14 protein-coding genes and 1 pseudogene are annotated in these 12,748 nt (G+C 50.9%); 3 read left to right on the forward strand and 12 right to left on the reverse strand.

Annotated features, from left to right (window positions below):
- Positions 1-93 precede the first annotated feature (93 nt).
- Positions 94-843: an adaptor protein MecA gene (locus tag DW965_RS12825; protein WP_055220132.1), complete on the forward strand. Its 750-nt coding sequence runs from the start codon at positions 94-96 to the stop codon at positions 841-843.
- A 68-nt stretch (positions 844-911) separates the two neighbouring features.
- On the opposite strand, the gene DW965_RS12830 is transcribed toward DW965_RS12825, so the two are convergent.
- Entirely contained in the window at positions 912-1,082 is a 171-nt protein-coding gene (locus DW965_RS12830) for a DUF362 domain-containing protein (RefSeq protein WP_022461616.1), read from the reverse strand.
- Positions 1,083-1,288: 206 nt separating this feature from the next.
- On the opposite strand from DW965_RS12830, the gene DW965_RS12835 reads away from it, so the two are divergent.
- Entirely contained in the window at positions 1,289-1,492 is a 204-nt protein-coding gene (locus DW965_RS12835) for a DUF1858 domain-containing protein (protein WP_022461615.1), read from the forward strand.
- 64 nt (positions 1,493-1,556) lie between these two features.
- On the opposite strand, the gene DW965_RS12840 is transcribed toward DW965_RS12835, so the two are convergent.
- The 10 genes and pseudogenes from DW965_RS12840 to srtB form a co-directional block, all read right to left on the reverse strand.
- On the reverse strand, positions 1,557-2,153 hold the full coding sequence (locus tag DW965_RS12840; RefSeq protein ID WP_055220134.1) for a MerR family transcriptional regulator: 597 nt from the start codon (positions 2,151-2,153) through the stop codon (positions 1,557-1,559).
- A gap of 157 nt (positions 2,154-2,310) precedes the next feature.
- The gene (gene dnaB / locus DW965_RS12845) at positions 2,311-3,645 is read right to left on the reverse strand and encodes a replicative DNA helicase (protein ID WP_022461614.1); all 1,335 of its coding nucleotides are present in this window, start codon (positions 3,643-3,645) and stop codon (positions 2,311-2,313) included.
- Positions 3,646-3,649: 4 nt separating this feature from the next.
- Positions 3,650-4,095: pseudogene (gene rplI, locus DW965_RS12850) on the reverse strand (50S ribosomal protein L9).
- A 1-nt stretch (position 4,096) separates the two neighbouring features.
- The gene (locus tag DW965_RS12855) at positions 4,097-6,142 is read right to left on the reverse strand and encodes a DHH family phosphoesterase (protein ID WP_055228105.1); all 2,046 of its coding nucleotides are present in this window, start codon (positions 6,140-6,142) and stop codon (positions 4,097-4,099) included.
- A gap of 188 nt (positions 6,143-6,330) precedes the next feature.
- Positions 6,331-6,579 carry a 30S ribosomal protein S18 gene (rpsR, locus tag DW965_RS12860; RefSeq protein WP_022461611.1) on the reverse strand — a complete coding sequence of 83 codons (249 nt, stop codon included), beginning with the start codon at positions 6,577-6,579 and terminating at the stop codon, positions 6,331-6,333.
- Positions 6,580-6,599: 20 nt separating this feature from the next.
- Positions 6,600-7,061 (reverse strand): single-stranded DNA-binding protein, encoded by a 462-nt coding sequence (locus DW965_RS12865; RefSeq protein WP_055220137.1) that lies wholly within the window; start codon positions 7,059-7,061, stop codon positions 6,600-6,602.
- Between the two features lie 11 nt (positions 7,062-7,072).
- Positions 7,073-7,360, reverse strand: a complete 288-nt coding sequence (gene rpsF, locus DW965_RS12870; RefSeq protein ID WP_022461610.1) for a 30S ribosomal protein S6 — start codon at positions 7,358-7,360, stop codon at positions 7,073-7,075.
- Positions 7,361-7,507: 147 nt separating this feature from the next.
- Positions 7,508-7,699 (reverse strand): DUF951 domain-containing protein, encoded by a 192-nt coding sequence (locus DW965_RS12875; RefSeq protein WP_022461609.1) that lies wholly within the window; start codon positions 7,697-7,699, stop codon positions 7,508-7,510.
- 32 nt (positions 7,700-7,731) lie between these two features.
- Positions 7,732-8,466 (reverse strand): NAD-dependent protein deacylase, encoded by a 735-nt coding sequence (locus DW965_RS12880; RefSeq protein ID WP_117761939.1) that lies wholly within the window; start codon positions 8,464-8,466, stop codon positions 7,732-7,734.
- A gap of 26 nt (positions 8,467-8,492) precedes the next feature.
- Entirely contained in the window at positions 8,493-9,344 is an 852-nt protein-coding gene (srtB, locus tag DW965_RS12885; protein WP_117761938.1) for a class B sortase, read from the reverse strand.
- A gap of 207 nt (positions 9,345-9,551) precedes the next feature.
- Here srtB and DW965_RS12890 point away from each other — a divergent pair, with 207 nt between their 5' ends.
- On the forward strand, positions 9,552-10,616 hold the full coding sequence (locus DW965_RS12890; protein ID WP_117804871.1) for a PTS transporter subunit IIC: 1,065 nt from the start codon (positions 9,552-9,554) through the stop codon (positions 10,614-10,616).
- Positions 10,617-10,703: 87 nt separating this feature from the next.
- Here DW965_RS12890 and DW965_RS12895 read toward each other — a convergent pair whose 3' ends face one another.
- On the reverse strand, positions 10,704-12,587 hold the full coding sequence (locus tag DW965_RS12895) for a serine hydrolase domain-containing protein (RefSeq protein ID WP_158579774.1): 1,884 nt from the start codon (positions 12,585-12,587) through the stop codon (positions 10,704-10,706).
- Positions 12,588-12,748 lie beyond the last annotated feature (161 nt).

Raw genomic sequence — 12,748 nt, forward strand, 5'->3', positions numbered from 1 at the left:
TCTTAAGTTCTTTACTTCTTTCCGTGATGTGTTATACTATATTGTAAGCAGCCCTATTTATATAAGTAAAGAGTAATTAAGGACGTGAGAGTTATGAAAATAGAAAAAATCAATGATAACAAGATCCGCTGCACACTGACCAGCGCCGATCTTGCCGAAAGAAATTTAAAGCTCAGCGAACTGGCTTACGGCACGGAAAAGGCCCGCAGCCTGTTTCAGGATATGATGCTTGAAGCCAACCAGCAGTTCGGCTTCAATGTGGATAATGCCCCGCTCATGGTCGAGGCCGTTCCGGTGGCTCCGGACAGCATTGTCCTCATTATCACCAGAGTCGAGGATCCACAGGAGCTCGACACCCGCTTCGCCAAATTTGCTCCATCCGGCGACGATACGGACGGACCGGAACCGGTACAGTATTCCGGCGCGGACGACATCATCGACCTGTTCCACAAGCTCTGCGATGTGAAGAACAAGGCACAGGAAATCGCAAAGAAAGCGGCACAGAAGGAAAACGAAAAAGAGCCTGCAGCATCCGAGGAAAAGAATGTGGATCTGGTACGCACCTTCCACTTCTCAACCCTCGACGATGTCATCAGCTCCGCAAAAGCGCTGAACCAGTATTTTACCGGCAGCAATTCCCTCTATAAGAACAGGGCAGATGCCAACTATCAGCTCGTTCTGCACCAGTCCGGCTGCAAACCGGAGGAATTCAACAAGGTCTGCAACATTCTTTCTGAGTACGGCAGACAGGAATCCTTCTCCCTGGCCGCTGAAGCATTTCTGCTGGAACATGGAAATGCAATGGTAAAAGAGAATGCTCTGCAGGAGCTGGCTTCTCTGTAAGTTTTGAAACGTATGTATAAAAAAAGGAAGTCCGCGAAGGACTTCCTTTTTTGTACGTTCCGTACAAATTACTCTTCTGTGATAGCCTCGGTTGGACATACGCTTGCGCATGTTCCGCACTCAACGCATACATCCGGGTTGATTTCGTAATGGGAATCTCCCTCAGCGATAGCCTCTACTGGACATTCTCCAGCGCAGGTTCCGCAGCTTACACATTCGTCTGTGATTACATATGCCATGATCTTATCCTCCTTATAGATTTTTTGGCCCTTTCGGTACTATCCACATTGTAAACGATTGCCCCCTGAAATACAAGTACAAAATTATAAACATTCTATAATCTTATGAATTTGTTCTTGCATTCCCCCCGGGGGTACGCTATAATCAAAATAGCCGTCAAAATCGGAACGACGGGTATATACACATTTAAAGGAGGAACTTTAAGATGGCAAAGATCTCGAAAGACATGACAATCGGCGAGTTAATCGCAATGGATACAAATATCATCGGAATCCTGATGGGAGCCGGTATGCACTGCATCGGCTGCCCTTCTGCACAGGGTGAGTCCCTGGAAGAAGCAGCTATGGTTCACGGCCTGGACGCTCAGGTTCTGGAAGACCAGATCAACGATTATCTGGCTGCAAAATAAGTCGGATTTCCGCGTGGATCCAAAAAGAACGCCTCTCGCAGGCGTTCTTTTTTTTCTGTCCGATTTACCCATTGTTCCGATGGCCCCGTTTTGCTTTCGTCCGTTTTCCTTTCTGCTCCAGCGTCGCCGCTGCTTCTCTCCGGCTCTGCTGGTGGCGGCGGATCGCCTCATCCACACGGCGGCTCCGCTCTTCCTGGCGCCGCTTCTGTATCATCTGATCGAGCAGACGGCCGAGCACGCGGTAAAACTCCGTCTGACGCTCCTCCTCTTCCTGCCGCATCACAGTGTCCGCCAGCTGTTCTGCTTCCCGCTCGGGCAGAAGATCGACAACCACCTCCGGCACTTCGTCCGCTTTTCCCGGTATTGCCGGATCCGGCTTCTCCTTTGCCGTCTCTGCCGCTTCCGCCGGAAACGCTTTGATCTCCGCCGTTGCCTGCACCAGCTTCGGCATCAGCTCGCGGATCGCTTTCAGGTGAAGCCCCTTTTTCTTCAGTTCCCGGATTCCCAGAAAAATCTGAATGTCCTGCGCAGTATAGCAGCGGTGTCCCAGCGAATTGCGGTGGATTTCCATGCCGAGCTCGTCCTCCCAGTACCGGAGCACATGCGCTTTCTCCCCGGTCAGCTTCTCCGCCTCCGTGACCAGATACGTTCTATTTTCCATACGGCAGCCACTCCCTTCTTCCCTTTATTATAGGATCTGTTATCCCCTGCCGCAAGAAAATCTCATCGTAATATTCCGACAAATTCATACAATTATACACAAAAAACGTGCCGCAGGACTATCCCACGACACGTTCTGACACATAAAATATTTTCTTTTATCTCTCTGCATTCGCAAATTTCGTATAATCCGGCAGCCAGACCAGATTGACGGTTCCGATCGGGCCGTTTCGCTGTTTGGCGATGATGATTTCCGCGATTCCCTTATTCTCGGAATCCTTATTATAGTAATCATCTCGATAGATAAACATAACAACGTCGGCATCCTGCTCGATCGCTCCCGACTCACGCAGGTCGGAAAGCATCGGACGGTGGTCGGTACGCTGCTCAACAGCCCGGGAAAGCTGGGACAGTGCAACAACCGGCACATTCAGCTCTCTCGCGAGTGCTTTTAAGGAACGGCTGATATCCGAAATCTCCTGCTGACGCGATTCCGAGGAGCTCTTTCCGCTTCCCGACATCAGCTGCAGGTAGTCAATGATGATGATATCAAGACCGTGCTCCAGCTTGTATTTGCGGCATTTCGACCGCATCTCTCCGATCGAGATACCAGGTGTATCGTCGATCATCAGTCGGGATTCACCGATCATGCCGGCGCTCTCGATCAGCTTGCTCCATTCGTCGTCTTTCAGGTTTCCGGTTCTCAGATGCTGGGAATCTACTTTCGACTCCATCGAGAGCAGACGGTTCATCAGCTGCTCCCGCGACATCTCGAGACTGAAAATCGCAACGGCTTTGTCTTTCTTAAACGCCATATACTGCGCAATATTGAGGACAAACGCCGTTTTACCCATAGACGGACGTGCCGCAATCAGGATAAAGTCAGAGTTCTGCAGACCCGATGTCTTGTAGTCCAGATCCGTGAATCCGGTCGGAATACCCGTGACATTTCCCTTCGTCTTCGATGCACGCTCGATGTTCTCCAGCGTATTGATGACAACCTGGCGGATCGGCATGAAGTCTCCGGAATTCCGCTGGCCCAATAACTGGAACATCTTCTTTTCCGTCTCCTCCATGATGACTTCCACCGGCTCTTTGTTCAGATAGCAGTCATTCTCAATCTCTTCTGTCAGCTTAATGAGACGGCGCAGCACCGCTTTCTCGCTGACGATGTTCGCATAATGGCGCACATTCGCCGAAGTCGGCACCGCATTTAAAAGATCGCGGACAAACTCCATCGAACTGATCTCCGGCGGAACATCCTTTTCACGCAGGCGGTTCTGCAGGGTGACCAGATCGACCGGTTTTCCCTCATTGAACAGCTCCACCATGGCATCAAAAATGACGCCGTACTGGTGCTGGTAAAAATCGTCGCTCGTCAGGATTTCCGATGCCGCCATGATGGCTTCGCGCCCCATCAGCATGGAACCGATGACCGACTGCTCCGCCTCGATGCTGTGCGGAAGGATTCGTTTAATCAGTGCTTCTTCCATAGAATTATGCTTCTTTTACGATAACTTTCAGCTTTGCAGTTACTTTGGTATGCAGGCGGATCGGCACTTCTGTCGTTCCAAGAACCTTGATCGGGTTCGGAAGCTGCATTTTCTTTTTGTCGATGTCGTATCCGAGCTGCTCTTTTGCTGCCTCAGCGATCTCTTTTGCCGATACGCTTCCGAATACTTTTCCGCCCTCGCCGACTTTGATTGCTACGGTAACCTGTTTGTCCTCAATCTCTTTCGCGAAGCCTGTGCCTCAGCGAGCTGCTCTGCTGCCACTTTGTCCTCGTGTGCTTTCTGGAGTTTCAGCTCATTCAGGTTTTTTGCGGTTGCCTCGATGCCGAGTTTTTTCGGCAGAAGCATGTTTCTTGCATATCCGTCACTTACGTTTACAGTCTGTCCTTTTTTACCAAGTGCTTTTACGTCTTCCAGTAAGATAACTTTCATATCAGATTTCTCCTCCATCCTGCATTTCTGTTAAGGTTGATTTTAGGAGGCTGCGCGCCCCCTCCAGATCGACGGTCTCAAGCTGGCATCCTGCCATATTCAGATGACCGCCGCCGCCCATCCGCTCCATGATGATCTGTACATTGACCTCATCAATCGCGCGGGCGCTGATATAGATCACGCCTTTATACTCGGTCAGTACAAAGGACGCCTTGACACCGACAATGTTCAGCAGCTCGTTCGCCGCTTGTGCTCCGACCACCGTCGGGCTGTCCACATAGTCGCTCGGGCATTCGGAAATCGCGAACTGGCCGCGGAACAGCTCCGCATTGCGGATCGTCTCTCCTCTTGCCTTGTAATCGTTCATATCCTCACGGAACAGCTTGCGCACACGCGTCACATCCGCACCGCAGCGGCGCAGGAACGCTGCCGCCTCGAACGTGCGGACACCTGTTTTCTGCATAAAGTTGTCGGTATCGATCATGATGCCGGCATAGATGCTGTCCGCCTCCACGTTCCGGATGCGGATTCCCTCGGTAAAATACTGGAGAATCTCGGCAACCATCTCGCTCGCGGATGATGCATACGGCTCAATATAGGAAAGCACCGAGTTGCGGATCGTATCGCTTCCCTGCCGGTGATGATCCAGCACGACGATCATTTTCGCCATGTACAGCAGATCCTCACACTGTGTGATGCTCGGCTTGTTCGTATCGACCACAACGAGCAGCGTGTTGTCGTCCATGATCTCTTTCGCCTCATGGTTGTTGACAAACATGTCCGCCTCATAATCCTGGTTGTCGCTGAACGTATTCATCAGCGGAATGATCGAGCTGGTCGGGTTGTCGATGACGATGTACGCTTTTTTATTCAGCGTTTTCGCCGCACGGTAGATACCGATGGCCGCACCGAACGAATCGGCATCCGGCAGGCGGTGTCCCATGACAACGACCTTCTCTTTCGTGTTCATAAACTCTTTCAGCGCGTGCGCCTTGACGCGGGCTTTGACTCTCGTATTCTTTTCCACAGCCTGCGTTTTTCCGCCGAAATACTGAATCTTCGAACCGTCCTTTAAAACGACCTGATCGCCGCCCCGGCCAAGAGCCAGGTCGATCGCGATTTTCGCATACTCGGAGTTTTTCGCAAACGATCCAGCATCTGCTCCGATACCCATACTGATTGTGACCGCCATCTCGTTTCCGATGTTGATGGTCTTGACGTCCTCGAGGATATCGAACTTTTTCTCTTTCAGTTCATTTAACGAACTCCGGCGCATGACCACGATGTATTTGTCGTTCTCATACCGCTTCACCAGTCCGTCGAGATCGTTGAAATATTTGTTGATCTTTCGCTCGACCAGTGCGGTCAGAAGGGAACGGCGGACCTCCTCGACGCTCTCCAGCGCCTCGTCGTAGTTGTCCAGATACAGAAGACCGGTGACCATCGTTTCGTCCTCGAATTTCCGCATATACTCGCGGAGCTCCGTCTCATCGAACAGATACAGTGCCTGAATAAAATAGCCTTTGATATCTGTGTTGATCATCTCCGAATTCTGGATCAGCTCGTCGATGCAGACGCTTTTTACATGGGCACGGAAATTCTTTTCGCCGTAAGCCACGTTGATGTCGGTCTCCTCCTCATTTTTCGGCAGCCGCTCGACCGTCAGCTCCGGAAAAATGGTGGCGATACATTTATGATACTGTGTATCCTTCCCTGTGATTTTTGTAAACTCTTTGTTGACCCAGAGAAGTTTTCCCTGCGAATCCATAACGGCATAGGGCAGCGCCAGTTCCTGGATCAGATGCTTCTGAACCTGGCCGTATTCGGTCGCAAAGGTAATCAGCTCGTTGATCACCTGCGGACGCTGTCTGTAATAGAGAACTGCGGCTGCGATCACATAGACTGCAAAAAACAGCGTGAACCACATTCCTGCCATCACATCCACAAAATACATGCCGATATTCATCACAAGCATCAGGATGGACAAAATCAGCGGCCATCGAAGATAGCTCCGCAATTGGCCGCTCAACTTCATTTTGCTTTTCATTTCCTAACACCTTTCCAACGTTGCGTGTTGTATTTCACTCCTGTCCTTCCGATTATACCACTTTGACCTGTACTTTGGCAACAAGATACTTCTGGATACAAAAAAGGTACCCGCCCTTTTCGGCAGATACCTCCATTTATTTACCGATTCAAAATGAACGTTCGGACAGTGCTTAGCGCAAGTCAGAATCAATCATCTACGTACGGCATAATAGCCATATGTCTTGCTCTCTTAACGGCTACTGTTACTGCTCTCTGATGTTTTGCGCAGGTTCCAGTTACACGTCTCGGCAGGATTTTACCACGCTCGGATACATATTTTTTCAGTTTAGCTGCATCCTTGTAGCTGATCTCTTCTCCACCACAGAAAACACAAACTTTTCTTCTTCTGCGGGCCGGTCTTCTGGAAGCTGGTCTTTCACTATTATTATAAGCCATGATCAATCTCTCCTTTTCTATCAATTAAATGGCAATTCTTCGTCAATGCCATCGGGAATATTCATAAAACCATCGGCGCTGCCCAGGTCAGATGTATTCGCGGACGGAGCCGGATTGTTATGCTGCGGTGCGGAGTATCCTCCGTTGTTTCCGCCTGCATTTTTGCTCTCTGCAAACTCCTGCTCTTCTACAACTACGTCTGTCGTGTAGACCTTCTGGCCTTCACGGTTGGTGTAGCTTCCGGTCTGAATGCGGCCGGTGATGGCGATCTTCGTTCCCTGACGCAGGTATTTCTCTGCAAATTCTGCCTGGCGGCCGAAAGCAACGCATCCGATAAAGTCTGCGGTTGCGGAATCGCCGTCTCTGCGGAATCTGCGGTCAACAGCCAGTGTATAACGGGCTACCGCTGTGGAGTTCTCTCCAGCAGAGTATCTGACATCGGGATCTCTGGTCAATCTTCCCATCAATATAACTTTATTCATTCGCTTACCTCTTAAGCTTCCTTTTTAACGACTAAGTATCTCAGTACGTTATCCATAATACGCATATGGCTCTCGATCTCTGCCGGAGCTGTTGCGTCTGCTTCAAACTGAATAAAGTAGTAATATGCTTCACGCATATGCTGAATTTCGTATGCAAGGCGTTTTTTGCCCCACTCTTCTACTTCGCCAACTGTTCCGCCGTAACGGGTTACATAACCTTTGGCTTTCTCAACTACAGCTGCGCGTTCCTCTTCTTCAAGTTTTGCATTCACAACCAGTGCTAATTCGTACTTGTTCATGCTTTACCTCCTTTTGGACTTTTTGGCACCCCATTTTCATTATGGGGAGCAAGGAATTATTTTTATACGTCACAATTTGTTATTTTAACATAAAAAAGGGCTTATAGCAAGCCCTTTTTCGCGTGTTTTCTTGTTTTTTTCACGATATTACGCATCTTTTTTTCGTAATCCGCGGGTGTTTTTCTCGACCAGCTTGCGTGCTACCATGATCTGGTGGCCGCAGCCGGTGCATTTGAGACGGAAATCTGCGCCGACACGCAGGATTTCCCACTCGCTGCTGCCGCACGGATGCGGCTTTTTCAGTTTTACAATATCGCCTACTTCGTAATGTTCTGCCATGTTTCTTCCGCCTTATATTTTCTAATTAAAATCTATCTTACTTTGATGCTGCCGAGCACCTGCCCGATCGGCTGCTGGATCAGAAGATCCGCGTTTTTATCCATCGGCGTTGCGCCCTTGTTGATGAGAACCAGCGCATCGCCCTCAAAATACTGGAGAAGGCCTGCCGCCGGATAAACCGCAAGTGACGTTCCGCCGACAATCAGAAGATCTGCCGCCGCAATCGAGCGGATCGCACCGTCGAGCACTTTCTCATTCAGACTCTCCTCGTAGAGTACGACATCCGGTTTGATCATGCCTCCGCATTTTTCACATCTTGGAACGCCGCTGCTCCTTCTCACCAGCTCTGTATCGCAGAATGCCCCGCATTTCATACAGTAATTGCGGTGTGTGCTTCCATGCAGTTCATACACTACTTTACTTCCCGCCGCCTGATGCAGTCCGTCAATGTTCTGCGTCACAATCGCTTTTAATTTTCCCGCCGCTTCGAGCTCTGCAAGTTTCTTATGCGCCGCGTTCGGTTCTGCGCCGACCGGAAGCATTTTGTCGCGGTAAAAAGCATAAAACTTTTCCGGGTACCGCAGGAAATAGCTGTGGCTTAAAATTGTCTCCGGCGGAACGTCATACTTCTGATGATAAAGGCCATCCACGCTCCGGAAATCCGGAATCCCGCTCTCCGTGGACACGCCCGCGCCGCCGAAGAATACGATATTTTCATGCGTATCAATCAATCTCTGCAGTTCTTCGATTTTTCTTTCCTCTTCCATCTGTCATTCCTCCTCCTGACCAATCATTACCGGTTCCGCCGCACGCCCAGAACGACGAACCGTCCAGTCGTATCGCTCGCCGCACAGGTGGACAGCACAATAATATGGCTGTGTTCATCCATCTCCGGCTGCTCCACCGGAATCTCTGACCGCGCCGCCATGGTATTCAGATACTGTACAAACGCTTCACCCCCGCCGGAATACAGCGTGTAGACATCACTGTCTGCCTCCGTATAAAAGGCAGAAAAAATCTGGTACACATCGTTTGATTCCGACGTCAGCATCCAGAAATAGACGCTGTCCCTATATTTTTCCTGCTCCTTCATCTGTTTCAATTTTCCGAACATGGAGAGATTCTTCATATTATGACCGTAAACGATTGTGTTTCCATCACTGAAATCACCCTGATTCTGGTAATCGAGGAAAATGGAACCCGCAAAGTTGCTCGTTCCCTCATACGTCGTATGAAGATACGCATCGTTGTCCGGCCCCTGTACGACCGGGTAACTGATGTCAAGAGCTTCGATATAAAGCCATCCCTTCACATCCGGGTTAATCGCTTTTAGGGATTCAAAATCGACGGCAAGCGGCGGTTCTGTCGGATACGACAGTGGTTCCGGCTCCGGTTCGGAAGGCTCCGCCGGTTTGGATTCCGCCTGCGGCTCCTCTGTTTTCTTTGGTGCCGGTGTCTCCGGTGTTTTTGTAATTTCCGTCGTATACTGCTGCAGATCCCGGTATTCATCCGTACCGGTCTTGTAATCCAGGTAAATGCCGATCAGCTTATACCCGGAAAAGCAGAAAACAGCAAGTGCCGCTAAAAATACCAGAGTCCAAAGCGGATTGCCGCGTTTTTTCTGTTTCTTTTTCTGTTTTCCCATGCGTCTCCTTTATCACTTTTTTACTGTCTGCGCTGTTTTCTGGAAGCGCTCTGAATTTGTCTCAATTATAAGCGTGCCCCTTTCTTTTGTCAACTTATGCCCCCGGAAAAGGATTGCACCCGCCCCCATCTTATGATAGACTAAAAGTCGACTGACAAGTCACTTGTGAATACAGTAACACACCACATACATGAGGAGGAATTCCATATGCGAACAATCAAAAAAGTCGCCTCGCACATCTTCATTGATGGCTTCGGCGGCATGACGCAGGGTCTTTTTGCAACCCTGATTATCGGTACAATGATTCAGCAGATCGGTCTTCTGATCGGCGGTTCGACTGGAAATGTGATCTATCTGCTTGGAAAAGCTGCCGCAGCCCTGACAAGTGCCGGTATCGGTGTCGGCGTGGCAGTGAAATATGGGGAAAGCCCGCTTGTCACGGTTTCTGCAGCCGTCGCCGCCATGGTCGGCGGTTATGCCGGCAAGATCACCGGCGGCACATTCTTTGTGGACGGAAATGCCGTTCTGGCAGGACCTGGCGAACCGCTCGGCGCTTTCATCGCAGCTTTCGCAGGCATCACCTGCGGCCATCTGGTTTCCGGCAAGACCAAGGTTGATATCATCGTGACACCGGTCATCACCATCGGAGCCGGTTCCGTTGTCGGACTGCTCGTCGGACCGCCGATCTCCCAGATGATGACAGGCCTTGGAAGCATCATCAACTGGGCAACGGAACAGCGGCCGTTCATCATGGGCATCGTTGTTTCGGTCGTCATGGGTATGGTTCTGACACTGCCGATCAGCTCCGCTGCACTCGGCATCATTCTGAATCTTTCCGGTCTTGCCGCCGGTGCCGCAACGATCGGCTGCTGCTGCAACATGGTCGGATTCGCGGTTGCAAGTTATCGGGAAAACAAATTCGGCGGCCTTGTCGCACAGGGTCTTGGAACCTCGATGCTTCAGGTGCCGAACATCATGCGTCATCCACTGATCTGGCTGCCCGTCATCTTCTCGAGTGCGATTTTAGGACCCGTCTCCACAATCCTCGCCAATATGCAGAATAATGCAACGGGAAGCGGCATGGGTTCCGCAGGTCTTGTCGGACAGATCACAACGTATCAGACGATGATCACTTACGATGATCCGAAGCTCGTCATCATCAAAATCATTCTGCTCCACTTCGTGCTTCCGGCTGTGATCACCTTGTTCTTCTCAGAGGTATTCCGCAAGGCAAACCTGATCAAATCCGGCGATATGGCTTTGAATCTGTAATCTGTATTTTTAAAAGGGAATGGAACTGCGCATCCGGCAGCTCCATTCCCTTTTTTATCCACATTTCTCTTCTGATTTTTTCTGTTTTTACACCGTTTCTTCTGCGTTTTCCGCATTTTCCACTGCCGCGGCCGATTCAGCTTCCGCTGCCGCTTCTTCTGTCCCCGTTTCTTCCCCCGGCCGCACACGGTGTGCCTCTACCATTGGCTCAATGGTCTGTGCCATCAGCAGATGGATCATGTCAAGGCTCCGCTCGCGGAACCGCGACGGCAGAAGCGGTGCGATCGCCACATCCGTCACGAGGGATTCAAGGCCCTCGATAATCAGATCCTTGCCCGGCGTCTCATTCCACTCCAGTCTGATCCGCTCGAAATCACGCTGGAAAATGATTTTGACCCTCCGTCTTGCGGCCTCTTCCAGAAATGCAAACTCAAGCTTCAGCACCAGTTCGCCGTCTTCATTCTCCGCAAACTGTCCCGTCGTTCCGAGCAGATACGATTCCTCGTTTTCCACCCATTCTACAACTTTGGACCCCGTAAGACCGATCTCAATGCGCTGTGTTTTTTCTCCCTCGGTCAGCTCGACAAAGAAACGGCCTTTTTCATAGAAGAAACCGATGCGGCGGATGCCGTCGGAAAAGTTGTTGTGGAAGACCTGCAGCGTCAGCGGAAACATGCCGACATGCGTGTCCTCCATTTTATATTCTTTTCCGTGCAGAAGCTGCGCCATATCGATCTGACGCGGTGTTCCGCTGTTCCGCGGCCCCGGTGTTCTCCGCTTCCAGCCGCCGCGCAGGATTCTTCCCGGTGTCTCTTTCGCGCCCTCCAGATCACGGCAGGTCTGCACCAGCTTCTGATATGCCATCGGGCTTTCCGCCTCGCCGGATTTCAGCTCTGCACCAAATTCCGCACCGAAATACTTCCGCACAATGTCAAGCATCTCACACGTCTGGAACAGCTCATTGCTGCCAGCATTCGTCACAATCACCACGCCGGTATCCGGATAACCGAGCACGTTCTGCCCCAGCATGCCATTGAACGCAAAGCTGCCCGGCCGCTCCTCCATCCAGACCTGGTAACCATAGCCATATTTTCCCATCTTTTCCGGCGGTGTCGCATGAACGGAGGTGGACGCTGCGACCCATTCCGCCGGGACGATCTGTTTTCCTTCGAATTTTCCGCCGTTCACGTACATCACCCCGAGCTTGGCCGCGTCCTCCGGGCACAGGAAGAGGCCCCAGCCGCCTTTCGTAATCCCTGCCGGGCAGCTCTCCCAGAAGATTTTTTTGATACCGAGCGGCTCGAACAGGCGCGGCCGCAGGTAATCCACCATCTTCATGCCGGTGCGCTCCTGTATGATTGCAGACAGCAGATACGTGTTCATACTGTTGTACTCAAACGCTTCGCCCGGCGTTCCCTTGACCGGCGCATTTAAGAAGCTGTCCACCCAGTCGTTGCCGGAAACAACGCCCATCTCGTTGAACTGTACGCCGCTCTTCATCGTCAGAAGATGCTTCACGGTCAGATTCGGGCGCAGGATCTTCTGCAGCAGACCGTTTCGTTTTTCAAAAATATCATAGACGTTCTCGTCCAGGGAAAGTTTTCCTTCACTGATCAGAAAACCAGCCGCCATGCCAGTGATGCTCTTACACATAGAATACGTCGCATGCCAGATGCCGCTGCGGTATGGGGCGAAATTGCATTCGCAGATGACATGTCCATTCCGCAGGACCAGCAGATGATGCATGTCCGTATGGCGCGCAGCGGCGAGCTCACGAAGCATCTGCGTCAGCTTTTCCGATGAGATGCCTTCGCTCTCCGGCACCACGCGCGGAAAATACGTTTCCGGAGATGCAAAATCCCCGAACGCTTCCTTCTGCGGCGCAAAGTCCGTCTTTCCCATATGTCCTGTCGTCCCACTCATAAATCCCCAGATCATTTCCATTGCGGTTAACTGTTCTTTCGCTGCCATGTACGATGCCTCCTGTCTCATGCGGTTGGATTTCCCTGTTTTTCCAGTTTTCCTCATTATATCCAGATTCCTTGAAAATCGCAATGCTTCTTCTGATAAAAAAGAACCGACATAGAAATCTGTATTTCGATTTCTGCCGGTTCTTTTCCGTGTGTGATTTT

Source organism: Blautia sp. AM47-4 (genome assembly GCF_003479865.1).
Taxonomy (GTDB): Bacteria; Bacillota; Clostridia; order Lachnospirales; family Lachnospiraceae; genus Fusicatenibacter; species Fusicatenibacter saccharivorans.